The organism is Selenomonadales bacterium 4137-cl, assembly GCA_032334055.1.
Taxonomy (GTDB): domain Bacteria; phylum Bacillota; class Negativicutes; order Sporomusales; family UBA7701; genus Anaeroselena; species Anaeroselena agilis.
Map to the genome: position 1 here is coordinate 1,082,385 of JAUOZS010000001.1, position 22,017 is coordinate 1,104,401.

20 protein-coding genes are annotated in these 22,017 nt (G+C 59.5%); 11 read left to right on the top strand and 9 right to left on the bottom strand.

The genetic code is table 11. The features are described 5' to 3' along the window. Positions 1 to 4: 4 nt before the first annotated feature. The gene (locus Q4T40_05550; GenBank protein ID MDT8900704.1) at positions 5 to 754 is read right to left on the bottom strand and encodes a DUF421 domain-containing protein; all 750 of its coding nucleotides are present in this window, start codon (positions 752 to 754) and stop codon (positions 5 to 7) included. Between the two features lie 160 nt (positions 755 to 914). On the opposite strand from Q4T40_05550, the gene Q4T40_05555 reads away from it, so the two are divergent. The 4 genes from Q4T40_05555 (at position 915) to Q4T40_05570 (ending at position 5,764) form a co-directional block, all read left to right on the top strand. Beyond that, positions 915 to 1,640, top strand: coding sequence for a DUF421 domain-containing protein (locus Q4T40_05555; GenBank protein ID MDT8900705.1), 726 nt, complete (start codon positions 915 to 917; stop codon positions 1,638 to 1,640). An 8-nt stretch (positions 1,641 to 1,648) separates the two neighbouring features. Then, a complete protein-coding gene (locus Q4T40_05560) occupies positions 1,649 to 2,014 on the top strand; it encodes a hypothetical protein (GenBank protein MDT8900706.1) in 366 nt (121 codons plus the stop codon). A 33-nt stretch (positions 2,015 to 2,047) separates the two neighbouring features. Then, entirely contained in the window at positions 2,048 to 5,287 is a 3,240-nt protein-coding gene (gene malQ, locus Q4T40_05565) for a 4-alpha-glucanotransferase (GenBank protein ID MDT8900707.1), read from the top strand. A 159-nt stretch (positions 5,288 to 5,446) separates the two neighbouring features. Further along, positions 5,447 to 5,764, top strand: a complete 318-nt coding sequence (locus Q4T40_05570) for a carbohydrate-binding protein (GenBank protein ID MDT8900708.1) — start codon at positions 5,447 to 5,449, stop codon at positions 5,762 to 5,764. Positions 5,765 to 5,841: 77 nt separating this feature from the next. Here Q4T40_05570 and Q4T40_05575 read toward each other — a convergent pair whose 3' ends face one another. After that, entirely contained in the window at positions 5,842 to 7,791 is a 1,950-nt protein-coding gene (locus tag Q4T40_05575; protein ID MDT8900709.1) for a PAS domain S-box protein, read from the bottom strand. Positions 7,792 to 8,066: 275 nt separating this feature from the next. Beyond that, positions 8,067 to 8,201 carry a hypothetical protein gene (locus tag Q4T40_05580; protein MDT8900710.1) on the bottom strand — a complete coding sequence of 45 codons (135 nt, stop codon included), beginning with the start codon at positions 8,199 to 8,201 and terminating at the stop codon, positions 8,067 to 8,069. A gap of 122 nt (positions 8,202 to 8,323) precedes the next feature. Here Q4T40_05580 and metF point away from each other — a divergent pair, with 122 nt between their 5' ends. The 4 genes from metF to Q4T40_05600 all read left to right on the top strand — a co-directional run bounded on the left by metF (position 8,324) and on the right by Q4T40_05600 (position 12,402). After that, on the top strand, positions 8,324 to 9,187 hold the full coding sequence (gene metF / locus Q4T40_05585) for a methylenetetrahydrofolate reductase [NAD(P)H] (protein ID MDT8900711.1): 864 nt from the start codon (positions 8,324 to 8,326) through the stop codon (positions 9,185 to 9,187). A gap of 126 nt (positions 9,188 to 9,313) precedes the next feature. Beyond that, entirely contained in the window at positions 9,314 to 9,814 is a 501-nt protein-coding gene (locus Q4T40_05590) for a DNA starvation/stationary phase protection protein (protein ID MDT8900712.1), read from the top strand. A 164-nt stretch (positions 9,815 to 9,978) separates the two neighbouring features. Then, on the top strand, positions 9,979 to 11,190 hold the full coding sequence (locus tag Q4T40_05595; GenBank protein MDT8900713.1) for an HD domain-containing protein: 1,212 nt from the start codon (positions 9,979 to 9,981) through the stop codon (positions 11,188 to 11,190). Positions 11,191 to 11,223: 33 nt separating this feature from the next. After that, positions 11,224 to 12,402: a PIN domain-containing protein gene (locus tag Q4T40_05600; protein ID MDT8900714.1), complete on the top strand. Its 1,179-nt coding sequence runs from the start codon at positions 11,224 to 11,226 to the stop codon at positions 12,400 to 12,402. 604 nt (positions 12,403 to 13,006) lie between these two features. Here the strand turns inward: Q4T40_05600 and Q4T40_05605 are convergent. The 5 genes from Q4T40_05605 to Q4T40_05625 form a co-directional block, all read right to left on the bottom strand. Further along, positions 13,007 to 13,612: a hypothetical protein gene (locus tag Q4T40_05605; GenBank protein ID MDT8900715.1), complete on the bottom strand. Its 606-nt coding sequence runs from the start codon at positions 13,610 to 13,612 to the stop codon at positions 13,007 to 13,009. 380 nt (positions 13,613 to 13,992) lie between these two features. Then, positions 13,993 to 14,976 carry a hypothetical protein gene (locus tag Q4T40_05610; protein ID MDT8900716.1) on the bottom strand — a complete coding sequence of 328 codons (984 nt, stop codon included), beginning with the start codon at positions 14,974 to 14,976 and terminating at the stop codon, positions 13,993 to 13,995. A 122-nt stretch (positions 14,977 to 15,098) separates the two neighbouring features. Continuing rightward, positions 15,099 to 15,278, bottom strand: a complete 180-nt coding sequence (locus Q4T40_05615; GenBank protein MDT8900717.1) for a hypothetical protein — start codon at positions 15,276 to 15,278, stop codon at positions 15,099 to 15,101. Positions 15,279 to 15,309: 31 nt separating this feature from the next. After that, entirely contained in the window at positions 15,310 to 15,441 is a 132-nt protein-coding gene (locus Q4T40_05620; protein ID MDT8900718.1) for a hypothetical protein, read from the bottom strand. A gap of 116 nt (positions 15,442 to 15,557) precedes the next feature. Next, a complete protein-coding gene (locus Q4T40_05625) occupies positions 15,558 to 15,815 on the bottom strand; it encodes a hypothetical protein (protein ID MDT8900719.1) in 258 nt (85 codons plus the stop codon). A gap of 164 nt (positions 15,816 to 15,979) precedes the next feature. On the opposite strand from Q4T40_05625, the gene Q4T40_05630 reads away from it, so the two are divergent. The 3 genes from Q4T40_05630 to Q4T40_05640 are packed head-to-tail and all read left to right on the top strand — an operon-like array spanning position 15,980 to position 21,052. Further along, positions 15,980 to 16,816 (top strand): flavodoxin family protein, encoded by an 837-nt coding sequence (locus tag Q4T40_05630; GenBank protein ID MDT8900720.1) that lies wholly within the window; start codon positions 15,980 to 15,982, stop codon positions 16,814 to 16,816. Between the two features lie 28 nt (positions 16,817 to 16,844). After that, positions 16,845 to 17,993, top strand: a complete 1,149-nt coding sequence (locus Q4T40_05635; protein MDT8900721.1) for an exonuclease SbcCD subunit D — start codon at positions 16,845 to 16,847, stop codon at positions 17,991 to 17,993. Then, a complete protein-coding gene (locus Q4T40_05640) occupies positions 17,990 to 21,052 on the top strand; it encodes an AAA family ATPase (protein MDT8900722.1) in 3,063 nt (1,020 codons plus the stop codon). The genes Q4T40_05635 and Q4T40_05640 overlap by 4 nt, the downstream gene beginning before the upstream one ends. On the opposite strand, the gene Q4T40_05645 is transcribed toward Q4T40_05640, so the two are convergent. Then, positions 21,033 to 21,917, bottom strand: a complete 885-nt coding sequence (locus Q4T40_05645; GenBank protein ID MDT8900723.1) for a DMT family transporter — start codon at positions 21,915 to 21,917, stop codon at positions 21,033 to 21,035. The two genes, Q4T40_05640 and Q4T40_05645, sit on opposite strands and share 20 nt — an antisense overlap. Between the last annotated feature and the right edge of the window lie 100 nt (positions 21,918 to 22,017).

The window sequence follows — 22,017 nt, forward strand, 5'->3', positions numbered from 1 at the left end:
CGCATCATAGCAACTTGTCCTGGTTCTTCAACCCCTCCCGTTCGCCGTCCTTCTTTTTGTCCACGTACAGCGTCCCGTCCGGCAGGCCGGCGGCCACCAGAACCTCCCGCACATCGTTGACCCCTTGCGCCGCCAGCCTCTTAAGCAGCTCCTCCTCGGTCAGGCCGGAAAACCGCAAATTTTTGCGGAGGACTTGACCGTCGACGATCAGCTCCATGCCGGCCAGCAGGGAGCCTGGCTGCGGCTTGGGGGAAATATTGATATCCTGGTTGGTCACGTTCTGAAACTGTGACTTTTTCAGGATACTCAGCGTGCCGTTCGCCTCCATCAGCGCCAGCTCGACCTGTTTGGGATCGAAAATGTTCTCGTTTCTGAGCTGCATCAGCACATCGTTGACATTATAGTAGCGCCGGCCGAGATTTTCCTCGAGAATCTTGCCGTTATGGATGACCACGATCGGCTCCCCGTCGATAATCTTGCGGGCCGGCAGACTTCTCAGCGTCAGGAGGTTGGTCGCCATCACCCACGCGCCCCAGACCGCCGTGCTCAAAATACCGTACCACATCGGACTGTCGGGGTCCATCGCGATGTTGGCGATGATCGAGCCGATCGTTATCGCGTTGACGAAGTCGAAAAAGGTGAGCTGGGAAATGTCCTTCCTTCCGAGCATACGGGTCACGAACAGCAGAAAAACGTAGCTTACACTAGTGTTGACCGTAATAATCAGGGCGATTTCCCCCGCCGACCGCTCCAAACCTATCCCCCCTACTGGTATTCTGCTTCAAAGGCCTCTCACGGGACTATTGTGAGACGCAATCGGCCGATTTATCCAGGCGAATAGGGGCCGCCGGTCGCGGGGAAGATATAACATCCTGCCGGACTCCGGCCGGAGCAAGGACACCGGGGGGTTGACAATGAACGAAGCGTTGGTCGAAATGGTCAGAGGCCTGATAGGCTTCTTTTCGCTGCTGATTTTCGCCCGCCTGCTCGGCAAGCAGCAGGTAAGCCAACTGACCTTCTTCGACTATGTCCTGGGCATCACCGTCGGCTCGACGGCCTCGTCGCTGACCACCGACCTCACCAGCCGGGCCTGGCCCCATTGGGTCGGGCTGGTAACCTGGATAGTATGCGTCCTCATCCTCCAATACATCACCCTCAAGTCTCGCTACGCCGCCAAATACATCAGCGGCGAGCCCACCATCCTCGTCATGAACGGCAACATCATGGAAGGCGCCATGCGCACCATGCGCTACCGGGCGACCGACCTTCTCGAACAGCTCAGGGAAAAGGGCGTGTTCGATCTCAGCCAGGTGGCCTACGCGGTACTGGAAACTGACGGGCAATTGTCGGTGCTGAAGAAGGCCCAGCACCAGCCGGTCACCCCCCAGGACCTCAACATGACCCCCCAGTACGGGGGAATGTGCGTCGAAATCATTTACGACGGCAAAGTGATGACCCAGAACCTCCGCGACCTCGGCAAAGACCACGGCTGGCTCCGGGCCGAGCTCGCGGCGCGCGGCTACCGGGGTCCGGAGGAAATCTTCATGCTGCTCGTCGACCCCCAGGGGCAGCTATTCATCGATCCCTACAAAGACAGGGTGAAAATAACCGACCCGGGCGATTTTCCCGGGCCGAGCTAGGAGTACTTATGATCAGATTCTTTTACTACGCCGTCCCGGTCGTGGTGCTGGTCCTGTTCGTCGCCGTCATGCAGAGCGGCCTCTACCTTAAGCTGCCCACCGGCGAAGACGACGACGTCCCGCGCTATATCCAGAAGATCGCCGCCGACGTCGGCGCCGACGACTGGGACGCCGCCCGCCAGGATGTCGAGAAACTCGACAAAGCGCACCGCATCCTCACCAAACGCATCCAGTTCAGCGTCGAACGCGACGACATCCAGGGCTTGGGCCTAAGCATCGCCAGGGCCAAGGGCATGATCGAGGCCAGAGATAAAGCAGGCACACTGTCGCAGATGTACGAAGCCTATGCCTACTGGAACGACTTTGGGAAATAGCGGCCCCAGCTAATTCATGAGCGCAGGTGAAGCATGGACAACGACTGGCTCCTCCACGATTCGCACAATCAGTTCTACCGCAGCCCTTTCGGGGCTGTTTCCTGTCGCACCCCCGTCACCCTGCGGCTCGCCGTCCGCACCCCCGACCGGCCTGACGCCGCCGTCCTCCGCCTCTGGCGGGACGCCGGGGGCGAAGAGGACATCCCCATGGCCCTGTGGCGCGAAGAAGGCGACCACAGAGTCTATCAGGCCGAAATCGTCGCCCCCGCCGACCCCGGCCTGCTGTGGTACTCCTTTGTCCTTCACCGCCACGGCCGCACCTTCCGCTACGGCAATAACTCCGCCCGCCAAGGCGGCTGCGGCCAACTCTACGACCACACCCCGGCCGCCTGGCAGATAACCGTTCACCGGCCGGGAGCCACAACGCCGCAGTGGCTCAAAGACGCCGTCATCTACCAGATCTTCGTCGACCGCTTTTATAACGGCAACCCCGGCGGCGCGATAGTGAACCCCCCGCGCAACAGCCTCATCCACCCCTACTGGGACGCCATCCCCTTCTACGTCCGCGACCCGCGCACCGGCGCAATTTTCGCCTACGACTTCTTCGGCGGCAACCTCCGCGGCGTCCTGGCCAAACTGCCCTACCTCAAGGACCTCGGCGTCACCGTCCTCTACTTCAACCCCATCTTCGAATCGCCCAGCAACCACAAATACGACACCGGCGACTACAAGGCCATCGACCCGATGTTCGGCGACAACGCCCTGTTCGCCGCCCTGTGCGCCCGCGCCGGCGAACTCGGCATGAAGGTCATCCTCGACGGCGTCTTCAGCCACACCGGCAGCGACAGCCGCTACTTCAACCGTGACGGCCGTTATCCGGAGCTTGGGGCCTACCAGTCGCGCGAATCCCCCTGCTACGACTGGTACCGCTTCAGCCGCTGGCCCGACGAATACGAATCCTGGTGGGGCATCGGCACCCTCCCCAACGTCAACGAACTCGAGCCCTCCTACGTCGACTTCATCATCGAAGGACGGGACAGCGTCGCCCGCCACTGGGCGCGGGCCGGCGTCAAAGGCTGGCGCCTCGACGTCGCCGACGAACTGCCCGACGAATTCATCCGCCGCCTGCGGGCCGTGCTCAAAGAGGAAGACCCCGACGCCGTCCTCATCGGCGAAGTATGGGAAGACGCCTCCAACAAGGAAAGCTACGGCGCCCGGCGGCGATACTTCCTCGGCGACGGCCTCGACGCCGCCACCGGCTACCCTTTCCGGGCCGTCCTCCTCGACTTCGCCCTCGGCCGCCGAGACGCGGGCGAGGTCCACGCCGCCCTCATGAGCCTGTACGAGAACTACCCCCGTGAAAACTTCTACGCCTCGATGAACCTCCTTGGCAGCCACGACGTCCCACGCGCCCTCACCCTCCTCGGCGAGGCGCCCGACCCGGAAAGAATGTCGATCATCGACCAGGCCCGCTACCGGCTGCCGCCTGCCCAGCGACGCCTGGGTCTGGCGCGCCTCAAGCTCCTCGCCCTCTTCCAGATGACCTTCCCCGGCGCCCCCTGCGTCTACTACGGCGACGAGGCCGGCATCGAAGGCTACACCGACCCCTTCAACCGCGGCACCTATCCCTGGGGAGGGGAAGACGGCGACCTCCTCGCCTGGTACCGCAAGCTCACCGCCCTCCGCCATCGCCACGCCGTCCTTCGCGGCGGCGAATGGCTGCCGCTGTATGCCCAGGGCGACGTTTACGGCTACCTCCGCCGCATCGGTCGCGGCCAGGACGCCTTCGGCCGCCCCGAAAAGGCCAACACCGCCGTCGTTCTTTTGAACCGCTCGCGTCACGAGCCCGTCCGCCTTGACCTCGACCTCGGCCACTACGCCGACGGCGAGCTCTACAACGCCCTCGCCGACTACTCGCCTGTTCCCGTTCGCGACGGTAAACTAAGCCTTGTCCTCGGTCCGCTGTCCGGCGCCCTCCTCCTCAAGCGCCGCGAAGACCCGCCCGCCTTTGCGCGGGCCGCCGGCGTCCTCCTGCACCCCACCTCGCTGCCCGGCGGCGACCTCGGCCCGTCCGCCTACCGCTTCGTCGACTGGCTGGCCGCCGCCGGCCAGAAATGGTGGCAGATACTGCCCCTGAACCCTCCCGGCCTCGGCGCGTCCCCCTACCAGAGCGCCTCGGCCTTCGCCGGCAACCCCGCCCTCATCTCGCCGGCGATCGCCGTCGACGAAGCGGGCTACCAAGCCTTTCTGGCCGAAAACGCCCTGTGGCTCGACAACTACGCCCTTTACGCCGCCCTTAAAGACCGCTTCGGCGGCCTGCCCTGGACGGAGTGGGAGCCGGGCGCGGCTGAGCGCTACGGACCGTTGCTGGCCGACGACCTCGAACGACGCCGCCGCGAACAGTACCGCTTCTTCGCCCAGTGGCGCGCCCTCAAGAACTACGCCAACGCCAAAGGCGTCAAGCTCATCGGCGACCTGCCCATCTTCGTCGCCCACGACTCGGCCGACGTGTGGGCCAACCGTCACCTCTTCCGCCTCGACGCCGCCGGCCGCCCGCTGGCCGTCGCCGGCGTCCCCCCCGACTACTTCAGCGCCACCGGCCAGCTGTGGGGCAACCCCCTCTATGACTGGGACGCCATGGCCGCCGACGGCTACCGCTGGTGGCGGGAGCGGCTCGCCCAGGCGCTCAGGCTGGCCGACGCCGTCCGCATCGATCACTTCCGAGGCTTCGAGGCCTTCTGGGCGGTACCCTACGGCGAAGCGACCGCCGAGCGGGGCGAATGGGTCAAAGGCCCCGGCGCGCCCTTTTTCGACACCCTGGAAAAGCACTTCGGCCGTCTGCCCGTCATCGCCGAAGACCTCGGCGTCATCACCCCGGCCGTCGAAAGCCTGCGCGACAAATTCGCCCTTCCCGGCATGAAGATCCTCCAGTTCGCCCTGGAGGGCGGCGACTGGCCGGACGGCGAGGACAACGCCGTCGTCTACACCGGCACCCACGACAACGACACCATCCTCGGCTGGCACCGGGCGCGCACCGGCGACAGCGACGCGGACGGCGACGTCTGCTGGCGGTACATCGAAACCGCCTACCAGGCGACCGCCTGCCTGGCGATCATCCCCCTCCAGGACATCCTCTGCATCGGCGGCGAGGCGCGCATGAACACCCCCGGCACGGTCGGCGGCGGCAACTGGGCCTGGCGCTATGAGGAAGGCGACATAACGCCGGAAACCGCCGCCAAACTGGCCGCCCTGGCGGAAAAATATGGCCGTTAACCCAATTGGCAGGAAAAAAGCATTAGTTCTGACGGCAAAATCTGGCCGGTAGCAATCCGGCCGGCGGTGGGCATACTAAATGTCAGAAGCCTGCAAGGGCGAAATGCCAGAAAAACGTACGCTAATGCCAGACAATGCCAGAAGGGGAGGATGACCGCCATGACCCGTCGCATCAACCGTAAATACGCCGCCAACGGCCTGTTGGTCCGCCCCGCCTTCCCGTCCAAAGGCGAAACCGTCCACGTCGCCTACAGCGGCCTTCTCGCCAGTAACGGCGCGGATCGGCTGTATGTCCGCTTCGGTTTCGGCGATGCCTGGGAAGGGTCGCTCGACTACAAAATGGTGCGCACCGCCAATGGCTTCTCGGCCGCCGTTCCGGTGGCCGCGGCCGATTCGCTCAACCTTTGTTTCCACGACAGCGCCGGCCACTGGGACAACAATTCCGGCGCCAACTATGCGATCGAGGTGACCCGGTGAAGAAATTACGCCGGGAACGGGAAAAGCTTCCGGATAATATCCGGAAGCTTTTCATATTTTGGAGCGGCGGAGGGCGGTTAGTCCTGGGCGATCAGGCGGGTGAAACGCTCGACGAGGTCCGGGTCGAACTGGCTGCCGGCGCAGCGTTCGATTTCGGCCAGCGCTTCAGCCGGTGGCATGGCTTTGCGGTAAGGGCGGTCGTTGGTCATGGCGTCGTAGGCGTCGGCGATGGCGAGCATGCGGCATTCGAGCGGGATTTTCGCGCCTTTGAGGCCGAGCGGGTAGCCTTTGCCGTTCCACCATTCGTGGTGTTTGAGGATCCAGTCGGCGATCGGTTCGAGGTCGGGGGTGGAGACGGCGATGCGGTGGCCGATTTCGGCGTGACTGCGCATAACCTTGAGTTCCCCCGGAGTAAGGTGATCGGGTTTGAAGAGGATATGGTCGGGAATACCGACTTTGCCGATGTCATGGAACTCGGCGAACAGGCGTAGGTCGGTGTGTTTATAGTCGGGGAAGCCGCAGGCTTTCGCCAGTCGGAGGGTGAGGTCGCGCAGGCGGGTGGCGTGACCTTCGGTTACGAAGTCGCGTACTTCGAGCGCCTTTTTGAGAGCCTGGACGACTGAGCTGCGGCTGGAGTGCTGGCTCAAAAGTTTTTCCCGGTACATGGAGTTGTCGGCTTCTTTGAACAGGCCGTTGATGCTCAGCGTGGGGCCGGTGATGGCAATGCCGACCGAGACGCAGAGAGGGATGGTCGGGTTTTTGCCGTTGTAGGCTTCGATGCCGGCGGTGATGCGTGCGCGGGCGGCGGTCAGCGAGGCTTCGTCGGCGTTGGGGAGGATGATGGCGAACTCGTCGCCGCCGATGCGGGCGACGACTTCGTTGTCGTTGAAGGGGTCGCGGATGAGCTCGGCGAGGTTGGCCAGGAGTTGGTCGCCGGCGTCGTGGCCGAGGGTGTCGTTGATGTATTTGAGGCCGTCGAGGTCGCAGATGATCAGGCCGACGGGGTGGAGGGCGGGATCGGCCAGGCGGGCCATCTCGATCTCGAAGTAGGTGCGGTTGTGAAGGCCGGTGACTGGGTCGCGGATGGCCTGGTATTTGAGCTGCTGCTCAATGCGCTTGCGGCTGGTGACGTCCCGGCAGCAGGTGACCGTTCCCAGGATATTGCCCTGTTCGTCAGCTATGCTTTTGGAGATGCTCTCCGCCCACACCCAATGGCCGGCGGCATGGCGCACCCGGTACTGGGCGCCGACCGGCGCGCCGGTGGTCAGTATTCGCCGAAAGTCGGCGTCGACGACTTCGACGTCGTCGGGGTGGATGAAGTCGACAATGCGTTTGCCGAGAACGGCGGAGGGCGGGTAACCGAGCATGGTGTGGCAGGAGGGGGTGACGAACTTGATTATGCCGGCAGGGTCGACCTGGAGGACGGTATCGAGCATGTTGTCGGTGAGGAGGCGGAGCTGCCGCTCTTTATCGGCCAGCGCTTCTTCGGCGACGGCGCGTTCGAGGATTTCCGCCTGGAGCTGACGGTTGATGTCCATCAGTTCGGCGGTACGCTGGGAAACTTCGGCTTCGAGGCCTTTCAGGAGATGTTGCCAGGCGCCTTCCAGGCTCTGGCGGTCGGCGATGTCGCGGCAGATGCCCAGGATGACTTTCTTGCCCCGGTAGTGGATCAGGTCGGCGTTGAGTTCGGTCGGTATCGTCACGCCGTTTTTCGCGACGAGGACCAGTTCTTCCCGCACGGCTTCCCCTTCCAGGAGCCTGGACCGCACGGACGGCAGCTTGGCTGCCGTTGCGGGAGTCATGATGCCTCCGGGGTAGAGGTCCGCCAGTTCCCGACGGGAGTAGCCTAGCCTTTCGCAGGCGATATCGTTGACTTCCAGGAGGACAGCCGGATTGTCTGGTCCGCGGTATTCGATGACGAAGAGGAAGTCACGGCTGGTGTGGAAGAGGAATTGGAGCAGTTGGTTATGGAACCCTGCCCGGAGCCTCGTGACTACGTGCTTGTCGGCGGCGAGTTGATGCTGCATATTTACCCCCTGAAGGCGGGATCACGCTTATGTAAATTTCCTTCGACATAAACCAACATATTCCTTTGCGGAGTTGAAAACAGAACGGGGCGGCCCAGGCCGCCCCGTGGGAGAGACTATTTTTCCTTGGGGGATTCTTTTTTCTGGGGGGATATGTCGCTCGACAGCTCGACGCGGCTGTTTTTGGCCTTGGCGTTCTGGCCGCCTGGCAGGTCCTTGAAGCCCATGTTATCACCTCCGCTATTGTCTCGTTAAAATGCGCCCGGGCCCATGCTTCAGGAAGGCTTTTTGCCGTTTTTGCCCACCCCCGCCTTGAACTGGGCCGGTTCCGGGTTGCCGGCGCCGTAGCCTTCCTGCGCGTTGGCCCTGACGGCCGCGGGGTCTTTTTCCGGGTTGCGGGGTTTTACCATTTTGCCACCTCCTCAGTTTTCCTGTTGGCGTTTTTTAGCGTAGAGCGTATTGACAAACTGACGGTCGCGGGTTATTATTCCCCTATTACATATTTATTTACAGTAGGGACGGGGGCTTTACGATGAAGATTCGCGATTTGTTTACCGGCAAGCCGGTTATTTCGTTCGAGATTTTTCCGCCCAAGCCCGATTTCCCGCTTGATACCGTTTTTGCCACGCTGGAGGAGCTGAAGGGGCTCAACCCCGCCTATATCAGCGTGACTTACGGGGCGGGGGGATCGAGTTCGGCGCGGTCGATAGAGATCGTCGATAAGGTCAAGAATCATTACGGCATGGAGACGGTGGCGCACCTGACGTGCGTGGGGGCGACGCCGGCGACGATCGACACCGTTCTCGACCGCCTGCAGGCGCTGGGGGTGGAGAATATCCTCGCGCTGCGCGGCGACCCGCCGGCAGGGGATAGCCCGTTCATACCGCCCGCGGACGGCTTTCCGTACGCCAAGGACCTTGTCAGGCATGTGCGGGGGCGCGGTTTTTTCAGCGTGGCGGCCGCGGCTTATCCCGAAGGGCATCTGGAGTGCCGCGATATCGACCAGGATGTGGAGTATCTGCGGCTGAAGGTGGAGCAGGGGGTCGATCTGCTTATTACTCAGCTATTTTTCGACAATGCGACTTTTTACGGTTTCCTGGACAAGATCAGGGGACGGGGGATTGCCTGCCCGGTGATCGCCGGCATCATGCCGGTGCTGAGCGCGTCGCAGATAAAAAGGATAACGTCGCTGTGCGGCTCGGCCATCCCGGCAAAGCTGCAGCGGCTGATGGACAAATACGGCGGCGTGCCGGCCGATATGGAGAAGGCGGGCATCGAGTACGCCTCGGAGCAGATTGTCGACCTCTTAGCGAATAAGGTGGACGGCATCCATCTATATACGATGAACAAGGCGAAGCAGACAAAGCAGATTATGGAGAATATCGGCAGGAATTAGCGAGTGGGGCGGAGGAATCCGCCCCACTTTAATGTTTGCAGGCCGGTCCGCCGCCCCACACAGATAAGAAAAAGTATGCATATTATGTAAAAGAGTATTGTCTGGATTGATGAAAGGAGCGTTATAGTGAAAGAGAACTGTTGCCCCGATGGATACTGCCCCAACGGACTCAAGCCCGAGCAGACGAGGAGAATCGTCGAAGGGCTGAATATTTACCTCGCGAACCTGAACATCCTTTATATCAAGCTGCACAATCTTCACTGGAACGTGACGGGTACGGGCTTTTTCCCGCTTCACGCAAAGACGCAGGAGCTTTATGAGGCGGTCGCGGAAAAGCTGGACGAGGCGGCGGAGAGGATAAGGGCGCTCGGCTGCGTGCCGCTGGCCTCGATGCGGGAGTATCTGGCCGCGGGGACGATATGCGAGCTGCCCGGCGACGAGTATCCGTCGCCCTTTGTGGCGAAGACAATTATCGAGGATTTTTGCACCATGCTTGAAATGGTGAGGAAGATCGAGGCGGTCGCGAGCGAAACTTCTGATCAGTGCACTGTCGGACTGCTGGCCGAGGCGATGTGCTTTTTCGAGAAGCAGATGTGGATGATGGGCGCCTATCTGACGAGGTGCTGACGCTTTTCCGGCAGACGGTCAGCATCTTATAAATAGAAATTATTGTCGAAACTCCTGCCCGAATCGTAGAATCTGGCAGGAGTTTCGTAGCTTCTCTGGGAACTATACAAATAGTTTCTCCTAGATTGTGAACTGGATTACGACATTCGCTAAAGAGGTGTAGCATGGCGAATTACTTACAACTTAGTAAAGAATTACAAGAAAAAATTAAAAATGACATTGCAGAGGATAATAAACCTAAGATCGCTTTTGAAAACAGTAAAGCCATTAGGAGAGATAATAAAAAAGATTTTAATACTATATGGCGCCCTTCATTCACGAGAGATATAGATAAAATAATGCATAGTGCATTCTATAATAGATATGCTGATAAGACGCAGGTGTTTTCATTTTATAAAAATGACGATATAACACGTAGAGCGTTGCACGTTCAGTTGGTTTCTAGGATAGCAAGAAATATTGGACAAGTATTAGGTCTTAACTTAGATTTAATTGAAGCAATTGCTCTTGGTCATGATCTTGGACACACACCTTTCGGACACGCGGGCGAAGACTTTCTTAAGGAATTGTACCTTAATAATACAGGGCGATATTTTAACCATAATGTGCATAGCGTACGAGTACTTGATGGGATTTTCCCATATAATATTAGTCTTCAAACCCTAGATGGTATTCTTTGTCATAATGGTGAATTTGAATTGAAAGAGTATCGTCCTAGCGGATTAAACGATTTTCAATCCTTTGATGCGATGTTGGAACAAGCATATTTTGATGAAACATCAATCAAAAAGATGATACCGGCGACATTAGAAGGTTGCGTTGTGCGCGTTTGCGATATGATTGCATATATAGGTAAGGATAGACAGGATGCTTTTAGAGCTAAACTTATTTCCTCAGATGCCATATTTAATCAAGGTTCGTTAGGAAAACGCAATGCAGAAATTATTAATAATCTGGTCGTAAATATTATTGAAAATAGTTATGGAAAAGATTACATAAAATTAGATGAAGAATATTATACTCAGCTTAAATTGTCTAAGAACCAGAATTATGAGGTCATATACAAAAATCCAGAGGTCAGAGAAAAATATAACAAAAGCATTAGACCCATGTTTGAGCAGATTTACCAAAAATTATTTTCCGATTTAAAGAACAATTGGAAAAAATCCGTTGTTTTTAAACATCATATTGGGTTTGTGGATAACATAAGAAAAGGTTTAAATTATAAAGCGCCATATCAAGAAGAAGAGCCAAACCAGATAGTGGTTGATTATATAGCAAGTATGACAGACGACTATTTTATTGACTTATATGATTACTTATTTCCGGAAGGCCAATATAAAGTTGATTACGTGTCTTATTTTAATGATCTCTAAGTTGATAACATAACTAGAAAAGGAGCCGCTGTTATGCGAAGTTGTTTCCCGGGTTATTTACCAAAAAGCGAGAAAGATTTTGACTTATTATGGGAGAACGGTATCTTTGTGTTCGATACTAATATCTTATTGAATATGTATAGATATAGTCGAGAAACTCAAAATGTCTTTTTTACAATATTAGATAGGATCAAAGAGAGAGTATGGCTGCCCCATCAAGTTGTAAAGGAGTTTTTTAAAAATCGCATTAAGGTTATTACGGATCAAGATAAACTATATAAAACTATTATTGATGAGATGAAGTTTGATGCGATAAAGAATCAGCTAAACCAATATAAGGATAGGCATGTTGCAATAAAAATATCTAATATATTAGAGATAATTGAAAAAACTGAGAAAGATATAAAGCGTGAATTGAACAAATCAAAGAATGAAGATATAGACTATTTGAAGAACGATGTTGTGCTGGAAAAATTACTTATATTTTTTGATGGAAGGGTCGGGAAGCCTTATAATGATGAGTCGTTGAATGGCTTATACAAAGAAGCTCAAAATAGATATAAGCATAAAATTCCACCGGGGTATAAAGATGAAGCAAAGGAAGAACCTGAAAAGTATAATGATTTTATAATTTGGTCTCAGATTATTGAATATGCAAAAGGAAATCATACAAACATAATATTAGTTACAGATGATAATAAAGAGGATTGGTGGCAGCCAAAATATGAGGGAAAAACTATAGGCCCCAGATTAGAACTATTGGACGAAGTTTATAAAAAAGCGGGAATGCATTGTCATATTTATAATACTAGAACATTTTTGGATGTCGCAAAGACAAAGTTTGTAGCCATTCTTGAAGGAACCTTGGTAGATACTGCGATAGGCGAAGTTGAGTCAGTTAATAAGAACTCCATTGCTGAATCTTCAATTAAAGACTTAAACGCTTTAGGGTATTCTTTAGAGGATATGCGGAAAATAATTAATGAGCTTCTGCGAAGTGGTAGTGGAAGTTTTAGCACAATGGATGTTGTGGAAAAGTTAACTGGCAAATATCATGTTGGTGACCCTATCAATCGAACTATTGGAGTAATATTAAGCGAATTACAAGAAGATATATTTTCTATTGTTCCAGATGGAAGAATCAGTTGTCTGGATAATAGAGGTAGAAATACTACATCGGCTTGTTGGAAACGGCCAGACAATAAAGAATGAGTTGTAAACCTATACAGTGAATATATCTGTACAGGTTTTTTCATAATATAAGCATAGCCTTTTATAATGCTCCCCTACGTCAAGGAGAATGGAGAAAACTAAGTTATGCTCCCTTCGAGTCTGTAAAATAAATTAATTTCTGATTCGGCAAAAAAGCCGCCCTGCGGAGGTTTCTTGACGATATCAATCATATCACGCTTTTTTGTCAAACAGTCCACCAAAAGTCCACTTTTCGTCTAGGTGGTGTTTATGTGAAAAAATATTTTCGAAGGAGCAACATAGGCGGCGGAGAATGCAGGCTTACTGCGCCGTTGCGGAGGTCGTTACCGCGCCGTTGGGCTCGAAGGCCGGGAACACGAACGTACGCCCGGCCATGGACGGCCGGGCGAGGAGCCATCAGTCACGGAGACTGTTGGCGACGGTACGGCTGTGTCGGCCCGAGCCTTACGGCGCGTTCGGCCGGAGCTTCGGCGCAAAGCCTGCGCTCTCCGCTAGCAAGGTAAGGCACGGTGGCGTATGGTGGACCAAATAAAAAATCCCGGACAAAGTCCGGGATTTTACTGCGATAGCTCATTTTTTGTCCTGCCGCTCGGAAAATATCTTGCTAGAGACGGCTTTCACCGTAGTACCAATAATCCTGCAACTTTATCCGTTTGCCAAATAGGTGGCCGCAGTCGTATTCCCCGAAAACGTTGTCCGAGACGTACGCAAAGCCCGCAGACATCAAGATGCCGCGGTGAGAATAGAAAAACACGGTAACACGATCAGGTACTTTGAAAACAGCGATTTCGCCGCCGGCGGACAAGTAAGAAAGCCTGTCCGGCAAAACAACTTTTCCTCGCAGATCGGTGTCTGCCAGTTCACCTGCACGCACCATCGCGACCACCTGTTCCCGGGCGACGAGATTTACGCGAAAATTCGCCTCCCTGACGAATTCACTCATCGGAGCCAACCACGCAACCGCAAAAGCCGTAGCTAATATAATCGCCGGCGCGGCAGCCATGAGCCGCTTTTCCCGAAGTTTATCCGCAAAATAGTAAACTGCCCAAAGAGCCGCCGCCCCAAAAGCCGCCCAGATTACAATCCTGACAACCGATACGGATATTGGGCCAAGCACCTCGATCATATGCCACTCCAGCACCTTGGCGCTGATTAGCACGCCACCCATTATCAGCGCCGTGCCAAACACTTGATGTCCTTTTTTCTGCATACTACCTCTCCCGAGGGTTTCCCTACTTCGTGAATATCACATCTGTCGAATATTTCGTCATGGGAATATCAATTTCCTTTATTATCCATTGAGCTCGGTGCAAGGCAAAACTCCATTGTTACCCGTAGGTTTTTCAGAAATGTTTCATTTAAGAATAAAAAAACCGCCTTTGGCGGTCTTATTTAAGACGGGGAATGCATAGGCGAGCGTTCCGGCATTGGGTGCAGCCCACTTCAAGCGGAAACGTCGGCCTTGCTAGCAGGGCAACAGCGAACCGAAAGTTCACTTTCGCGTGACCCAAACAATCCAGGCGATTTTTCGCAAGCTCATGCATGCCACCCCCGGAATTTGAATTGTTAATGGGCAGCCATTAATGAATTTTATTTGGCGGATGACGATCGTTCCGACGCGAATTCCTCGATCAGCTCGGGCAGGAGTACGAAGCCTTGCGGGAAGCGCAATACTTGGCCGTCCTTGGCCGTCACCTTCACCTGGAAGATTCCTCGCTCTATTGCGGCGACGTCGCCGAACTTCAGGCGGTGTTCAACTAGGTTTTCACCCTTTAGTATAATAGTGCCGCCTAAGACTGACATTTCAACTTCGCGAAAAACGTTCAGGAATTTAAAGAATAACCAATAACATACTCCCGCCGCCATGGCGGCAAGACTTACATTTTGCAGGCCACACAGATAACCGAGAAAAACAACCGCGGTCGAGAGGTTAACAACGAAAAAGTCAAGATTACCTCTATATAAGCAATATTTTCCCCGTGGCGCATAATTAATTTTTAGAGATTGTCCAGCTTCTCCAGGGGTTACGGTAATCATCTTGCCGTCAACCGCCCATTGGTTTAGAGTTGTTCCGGCGAGTTCGGCAAGTTCGCGGTCAGCTATTTTGCGTTGCTTTTCGCCAGTTGCCGTGGTGATTATCACGGGATCATAATCATTATCTCGATCGATACGGATAACGGACTCAAAGGGTATGAAAGACCCGTCGTCTTCCTCCAGACCGACCGTACTCACCGTGACCTTGTTAACTTTGCGCAGATACCATCCGAGAATGAACAACAGTGCTGCGATAAAAACAAGACTGCGAATCCAATCCCCTTGTTTGATTCCCGTGATAACAAGCACGATTGAAGGGAATACCCATAGCCGAGGGTGTCCCCGCACTTCGATCATCTCCCGAAAGTTGATTCCTACCGAACGTCTATTCGGCGAATGGCCGTTATTTTCCTTTTTTGCATAATAGTAGTATGGGGAGCTTGGCGGACTTAGCGGCGAAGTTCCGGGAAATAAAGGCATAAAAATAAGAAGGCCGCCTTTGGCGGTCTTCTTGACGATATCAAATGTCGGGGACGCCATTTAGCAACCGTTATTTCGTCCTTTGCCCGATTTTCCTGTTCCCGGCGTTTTTTACCAGGGTCGAGGCGCGGCTGGATTCCTGGCCGTCTTTGTCGTGCTGTTCGCCGCTGTTTTTCATGTCGTTATCCCTCGTCGCTTTCGGTGGTATTTTCCTTGGGCACGGCGGTCACTTTTTCGGTGGGCGGGAAGACGGCGGTTGCCTTGGGATTTGACAGCAGGTCGGCCTGCTTGCCGCCCCAGGGGGCGTGCTGCGGCTGTTTGCCGTCGCGGCGGTGCTTGTCGGTGATGTTGACGTCGACCATTGCGTTCACCTCCGGTGGTATTTGAGCGGGATTATGGTTCTGTTCTGTTGACGAAGTCTACGCTGGGATACAGGGTCGGGGTGGAGTTTTGTGTTTTGCGGTTGGTGGTCGTGACGGCCAGCGGGTCGTCCTGGGCTGGGGTGGCCGGATTTTTGTCGTCCATTGTCGTTCCTCCCGGCGATGTTGTGCGGAGGCGGTTCGGCCGCCTTCCGGTGTTAGTTTCCCCAGAATGCGGCGAGACATGAAAAAAACCGGCGCGCTTTGCGCCGGTTTTTGCTATTATGGGCGGCCTTTGAACATGCTTATGACGTATTGCGCGGCGAAGGTGAAGCCATACAGGAAGGCGAGCATGAGGACGGCGGGGAGAAGGCCTTCGCGCAGGAGGACGGGGAGGGCGCCGAGGGCGTAGCCGATGACGCGGAAGGCGTTGGCGTGGCGCTCGGTTTTGCAGATGGGGGTGAGGGCGGCGAGGTGGAAGAGGGCGCCGTAGATGAAGTAACGCCACCAGTAGTCGGAGGAGGGGATGAATTCCAGCATGGGGAGCCTCCTTTGGTCGGAGATGACACAATAATTGTACTATGGGTGCGGCGGGACGGGCAAGGGGACAAATGGCGGGAGGGGGACAAGGAAGAAGGCGGGGCGGGGGCGAAATAAGCGGCTAGGAACGGAAACCTGGATAGTTGAAATTGGAGGAAGAATTTATGAGGGTGTTGGCGCTTGTGGGGTCCCCCCGCAAACTTGGCAATTCGGAGATATTGGCGCGTGAGATGCTGGCGGCGCTGCCGGCGGATACGGACCGGGAGATGATCCGCCTGACGGAGCTTGATATCGGGCCGTGCCGGGCGTGCTACGCGTGTCTGCCGGCGGATAAGGGCTGCGTGATCGAGGACGATCTGGCGTTTTTGCTGGCGAGGATAAAGGCGGCGGATGCGGTGATAATCGCGGCGCCGGTGTATTTCCTCGGCGCCCATACGAGCGTGAAGGCGGTGGGCGACCGGCTGATTTCGATTTTGGCCGATAACGCCGCGTTCGCCGGCAAGCGGTGTGTGGCGGCGGTGTCGTACGGCATCCCGGGCTGGGAGGGATACGGCCGGGAGATGGTGCTGAATTTCGCCCGGTTCCTCCATCTGGAGGTGGCGGGGTGCATGCTGGTGCGGGCCGCCAGCCCGGGGGAGGCGGCGCGGCCGGAGGTGCTGGCCGAGGCGCGGGCTTTGGCCGGGAGACTTATGGGGGGCGAGGCCGAGCTGTCGCTGCCGGGGGTGCATACCTGCCGGGAGTGCGGCAGCAGCTTGCTGCAGATCGCGCCTTCGGGGGCGGTGCGGTGCGTGATGTGCGACGCCCGGGGGGAGCTTAAGGCGCAGGACGGCAAGGTGGCGATCGAGTTCGCGGCCCGCGGCCACGGGCGGTTTTCGCCGGCGGGCAAGGCGGAGCACGCGGCGCTGCTGGAGGAGATAAAGCGGCGCTATATCGCGGAGCGGGAGGAGCTTTTCCGTATCCGCAAGCCGTACGGGACCCCGGACTGGTGGGTAAGGCGATGAGGGGGCGCGGGAGCGCGGAGGTGGCGCGGTGAGGTTTTTGCATACGGCGGACTGGCATTTGGGACGCATTTTTTATAATCTTCATCTGACGGACGATCAGGCGTATGTGCTGGAGCAGTTCGTGGCGCTGGCGCGGGAGGCGAGGCCGGACGCGATCGTGATCGCGGGCGACGTGTACGACCGGGCGGTGCCGCCGCCGGAGGCGGTGAGCCTGCTGGGCGAGACGCTCTCAAGGCTGGCGCTGGACTGCAAGGTGCCGGTGATCGTGATCGCGGGCAACCACGACAGCCCGGAACGGCTGGGCTTCGGCGGGCGGGTGCTGGCGCGGCAGAGGCTGCATGTGGTGGGCCAGGTGGCTGCGGAGGCGGCGCCGGTGGCGGTGGCCGACGAGCACGGCCCGGTGTATTTCTGCCCGATTCCTTACGCCGAGCCGGCGGTGGTGCGCGAGCGGCTGGGGGTGGAGGCGGCGGGTCACGAGGCGGCGCTGACGGCGCTGACGGCGCGGGCCTGCGCGGCTGTGCCGGCCGGCGCCCGCAAGGTGGCGGTGGCGCACGCGTTCGTGACCGGCGGGGTGGCGAGCGAATCGGAGCGGCCGCTGGCGGTGGGCGCGGTGCCGACGGTGGGGGCGGCGGTGTTCGCCGGGTTCGATTATGTGGCGCTGGGGCATCTGCATCAGGCGCAGCAGGCGGGCGGGGCGCATATCCGCTACGCGGGGTCGCCGCTGAAGTATTCGTTCGCCGAGGCGGGGCACCGCAAGTCGGTGGCGCTGGTGGAGCTGGACGCGGCCGGGCAGGCGGCGGTGGAGGAGGTGGCCCTGACGCCGCGGCGGGACGTGCGCTGTGTGGAGGGTTTTTTGGAGGAGCTTATCGCCGGCGGGGCGACCGATGCGCACGCCGATGATTATATCGCGGTGAAGCTGAAGGATGCCGGGGCGCTGCTCGATCCGATGGGCAAGCTGCGCCGGGTGTATCCGAATGTGCTTCACCGTATTTTCGAGGAGCCGGCTCTGGCGGCGGCGGCCGCGACGCGGACCGACCACCGCCGCCAGAGCGAGGCGGAGTTGTTCGCGGCCTTTTTCGCCCAGGTGACGGGCCGGGGGCTGAGCGAGGCGGAGGCGGCCGCGGCCGCCGGGCTTATCGAGGCGTTCGGCCGCCGGGAGCGGGAGGTGGGGGCATGAGGCCGCTGACGATTACGATGACGGCGTTCGGCTCTTACGCCGGGACGGAGAAGGTGGATTTCGGCCGCCTGGGGGACCGGGCGCTGTTTCTTATCCACGGCCCGACGGGGGCGGGGAAGACGACGATCCTGGATGCGATGTGTTTCGCGCTGTTCGGCAGGACGAGCGGGGCGGAGCGCGACGGCCGCCAGATGCGGAGCGATTATGTGGAGCCGTCGGTGGCGACGGAGGTGACGTTCGATTTCGCGCTGGGGGCGGAGGTGTATCGCGTGCGCCGCGCGCCCGAGCAGGAGGTGCTGAAGCGGCGCGGGACGGGGACGACGAAGCTGCCGCCGGCGGCGACGCTGTGGAAGCGGACGGGGCTGGCGGACGGCGAGGCGGAGGGCGCGGTGGTGGCGAGCGACTGGCGGCGGGTGACGGAGGCGCTGGAGGGGCTGCTGGGTTTTAAGTATGAGCAGTTCCGTCAGGTGGTGGTGCTGCCGCAGGGCGAGTTCCGCCGGTTGCTGCTGGCCGATTCGGCGGAGCGGGAGAAGATTTTGGCGACGCTTTTCCGGACGGAGCTGTACCGCCGGATCGAGGAGTATTTCAAGCAGGCGGCCAAAGGGGTGGAGGAGGCGGCGCGGGAGCTGGCCCTCCGCCGCGAGTGGCTGCTGCAGGAGTCGGCGGCGGAGTCGGCGGCGGAGCTGACGGTGCGGCTGGCGGGCGATACGGCCCGGCTTTTGGCGCTGACGGCGGAGACGGCGGAGGCGCGGCGGAAGCTGCAGACGGCCCAGGAGGGGCTGGCGGCCGCCAGGCGGCTGGAGGAGCAGTTCGCCGAGCGGGAGAGGACGGAGGCCGCGTTGTCCGGGCTTGTGGCGCAGGCGGCGGCGATGGAGGCGAGGCGGGCGGAGCTAGCGGGGGCCAATCAGGCCGCGCTGCTGGCGGGTGCGTACGAGTCTTTGGCCGGACGCCGCCGGGAGGAAGAGCGGGCGGCGGCGGATTTGGCGGCGGCGGAGGCTGCTTTGGCCGGCGCGCTGGCGGCGAAGGAGGGGGCCGAGGCCGCTTATGCGGCGGAAAGGCAGCGGGAGGCGGAGCGGCAGGCTGCCGAGGCCGCCGTGGCGGAGTTGGCCGGGATGGGCGATAAATGCGCCCGGTTGAACGAGGCTGTTGCTGTTTGCGCCAGGACCGAGGAGACGGCGGCCGCGGCGGCCGTGGGCCACGAGGCGGCCAAGGCCGCGCGGGAGGCTGCGGCGGGCCGGCTGGGGGCGGCGCGGGAAGAGCGGGAGAGGCTGCTGGCCGAGGCGTATAAGGCGCCGGCTTTGGAGGGCGCCGTGAAGGAGGCGGAGCAGTTTGTCGCCAACCATGAGCAGTTGACGGCGATGCGGGGCGAGTGGCAGGCTGTGTCGCGCCGCCACGCCGCGCTCGCCGATGGGGTGGCGGGGCTGGAAAAGGAACTGGCGGTGGCCCGCGACGACTACGGGCGGCTGGAGATTCGCTGGCGGCAGGGGCAGGCGGCGCTATTGGCGCGGGAGCTGGCGCCGGGCGAAGCGTGCCCGGTGTGCGGTTCGCCGCATCACCCGGCGCCCGCACGCGGGGCGGCGGATATGCCGGAGACGGCGGCGCTGGAGGCCGAGCAGGCCAGGGTCCGCAGGCTGGAGGACGAGCTGACGGGCAGGCGGCGCGCTTTGACGGAGGCCGCCCAGGCTTTGGGCGAGGTGACGGCGCGGGGCAATAAGCTGAAGGAGCTGCTTGGGGAGCGGGCGAAGGAGAGCGGCGAAAGTCTGCGCGAGGCCGCGGACGGGCTGGCGGCGGAGCTGGAGCGGAGCCGGGCGGCCGCCGCTGATTTGGCGCGGCGCGAGCAGGAAATTCTGCTTTTGGAGAAGGAGGCCGGCGAGCGGGAAAAGGCGCTCAGGGATGCGGAGACGGCGTTTATGGAGGCCCAGGCGGCCGTACGGGAGGCGAAGGCGCTGCTGGCGGAGCGGGAGAAGGCGGTGCCGGCCGGGTTTAGGGCGCCGGGCAGCCTGGAGGCGGCGATGGAGCAGGCTGTGGCCCGCCGTGATAAGCTGGCAGCATCTTTGGAGAAGGCGCGTACGGCGGCCGAGGAGGCCGGCAGGCGGGTGGCGGCGGCGAAGGCCGCCCGCGCGGCGGCGGGCGAGGCGCTGGCGGCTGTGGGCAGTAAGCTGGGCGAGGAGCGGGAGAAGTTGGCACTGCGCTTCGCGGCGGCGGGCTTCGCCGGCGAGGAGGATTTTCTGGCGGCGGGCCGGCCGGATGAATGGCGGCGCGCGGCGGAGGATGATTTGGCCGGGTACGGCCGGGAGCTGGCGGTGGCCCGCGACCGGGCGGAAAGGGCGGCTGCTGCGGTGGAAGGCCTTGGCCGGCCGGACGTGGCGGGGGCGGAGGCGTTCGCCGCGACGTCCGGGGAGGTTTGCGACAATTTGCTGAGCGAGCAGACCAGGCTTCAGGAGGGCGTGAGGAAGCAGGAGGCCTGGCTGAAGGAGCTCGACCGCCTGGCGGCGGAGACGGCGGCGATGGAGGAGGAGTACGCGGTGCTGGGCCGGTTGGCCCAGGTGGCGAACGGGCAGAATCAGCAGCGGGTGAGTTTCCACCGCTTTGTGCTGCAGGCGCTGCTGGACGAGGTGACGGGGGTGGCGAACGCCCGGCTGAAAAAAATGAGCCGCGGGCGCTATGCGCTGCGGCGGATGGACGACCCTATTCACAGGGGGAAGGCCGGGGGGCTCGATATCGAGATCGAGGACGCGTGGACGGGGGTGGCCCGTCATGCGGCGACGCTGAGCGGGGGGGAGACTTTCCTGGCGTCGCTGGCGCTGGCCCTCGGCCTGGCGGATGTGGTGCAGGGGTTTTCGGGGGGCGTTCACCTTGACACGATTTTCGTGGACGAGGGGTTCGGGACGCTTGACCCGGAGGCTCTGGATATGGCGATGCAGGCGCTGGTGGAGCTGCAGACGGGCGGACGGCTGGTGGGGATAATTTCCCACGTGCCGGAGCTGAAGGAGCGTATCGAGGCACGGCTGGAGATCGTGCCGACCGACCGCGGCAGCACTACGCGCTGGAGCGTTTAGCGAGGAAGACGCCGGCCATGGCTACGGCGGCGCCAATGCCCTGGAGAAGGGTGATTTTTTCGCCGATGGTGAAGGCGGCGATGGTTATGGCGACGGGGGTAATCAGGTACATGTAGATCATGACCTGGTTGGCCCCGATTTTTTCTATGGCGTGGTACCAGCCGACGAGGGCGATGACGGTGACGGGGACGGCGGCGTAGAGGAGGGAGGCCCAGCCGGCCCAGGTGACGGCGGCCCAGTCGGCGGCGAGTAACTCGGGGGCGGCGAGGGCAAGGAGGACGGCGGTGCCGGCGAGGGAGGAGTGGCCGGTGACCCAGAGGGCGGAGCGGGTTTTGAGCAGAGGGGTGGCGAGGATGGGGTAGAGGCCCCAGAGGAGGCCGGCGGCAAGGGCGAGGAGGTCGCCGATGGGGGTGTGGAGGCCGAAGGCGGGGGCGCCGGGGCTTTGACTGATGACGAGGAAGAGGCCGGCGAAGGCGGTTAGGCAGCCGGCGAGCACCGGTCGGGTGAGTTTTTCCCGGCCGAGGGCGGCGCCGAGGAGGGCGGTGAAGATGGGGGATACGCCGAGGGCGAGGGAGACGGTGGCGACGGTGGTGTATTTGACGGCGGCGATGAAGGCGGTCTGGTAGAAGGCGATGCCGACGACGCCGACGAGGATGACGCGGGGCAGGGCGGCGCGGGAGAAGCGGAGGCCGCCTTCGCGGGCATGGAGGAGAAGGAGGATGAGGGGGGTGGCGATGGTGAAGCGGAGGGCGGTGAAGAGGAGGGGGGAGAATTCCCGCATGCCGAATTTGCCGATGGTGTAGTTGCCGGCCCAGATGAGGACAACCAGCCAAAGCAGTAGTTCGATGAGGAAGCTATGTCGCATTTTGTTTCTCCTGGGGCAATTTTTGGCGGCTGGGGCCCGCGATTTTTGTTGTTTCTACACGGGGGCGGGTTTTTCCTGGCGGGACGGGACGCATAACCGG

Coding starts and splice junctions, on each gene's coding strand:
- Q4T40_05555 (MDT8900705.1), top strand. CDS start 915: ATGAACGAAGCGTTGGTCGAAATGGTCAGAGGCCTGATAGGCTTCTTT.
- Q4T40_05560 (MDT8900706.1), top strand. CDS start 1,649: ATGATCAGATTCTTTTACTACGCCGTCCCGGTCGTGGTGCTGGTCCTG.
- malQ (MDT8900707.1), top strand. CDS start 2,048: ATGGACAACGACTGGCTCCTCCACGATTCGCACAATCAGTTCTACCGC.
- Q4T40_05570 (MDT8900708.1), top strand. CDS start 5,447: ATGACCCGTCGCATCAACCGTAAATACGCCGCCAACGGCCTGTTGGTC.
- Q4T40_05575 (MDT8900709.1), bottom strand. CDS start 7,791: ATGCAGCATCAACTCGCCGCCGACAAGCACGTAGTCACGAGGCTCCGG.
- Q4T40_05580 (MDT8900710.1), bottom strand. CDS start 8,201: ATGGTAAAACCCCGCAACCCGGAAAAAGACCCCGCGGCCGTCAGGGCC.
- metF (MDT8900711.1), top strand. CDS start 8,324: ATGAAGATTCGCGATTTGTTTACCGGCAAGCCGGTTATTTCGTTCGAG.
- Q4T40_05595 (MDT8900713.1), top strand. CDS start 9,979: ATGGCGAATTACTTACAACTTAGTAAAGAATTACAAGAAAAAATTAAA.
- Q4T40_05600 (MDT8900714.1), top strand. CDS start 11,224: ATGCGAAGTTGTTTCCCGGGTTATTTACCAAAAAGCGAGAAAGATTTT.
- Q4T40_05605 (MDT8900715.1), bottom strand. CDS start 13,612: ATGCAGAAAAAAGGACATCAAGTGTTTGGCACGGCGCTGATAATGGGT.
- Q4T40_05610 (MDT8900716.1), bottom strand. CDS start 14,976: ATGGCGTCCCCGACATTTGATATCGTCAAGAAGACCGCCAAAGGCGGC.
- Q4T40_05615 (MDT8900717.1), bottom strand. CDS start 15,278: ATGGTCGACGTCAACATCACCGACAAGCACCGCCGCGACGGCAAACAG.
- Q4T40_05620 (MDT8900718.1), bottom strand. CDS start 15,441: ATGGACGACAAAAATCCGGCCACCCCAGCCCAGGACGACCCGCTGGCC.
- Q4T40_05625 (MDT8900719.1), bottom strand. CDS start 15,815: ATGCTGGAATTCATCCCCTCCTCCGACTACTGGTGGCGTTACTTCATC.
- Q4T40_05630 (MDT8900720.1), top strand. CDS start 15,980: ATGAGGGTGTTGGCGCTTGTGGGGTCCCCCCGCAAACTTGGCAATTCG.
- Q4T40_05640 (MDT8900722.1), top strand. CDS start 17,990: ATGAGGCCGCTGACGATTACGATGACGGCGTTCGGCTCTTACGCCGGG.
- Q4T40_05645 (MDT8900723.1), bottom strand. CDS start 21,917: ATGCGACATAGCTTCCTCATCGAACTACTGCTTTGGCTGGTTGTCCTC.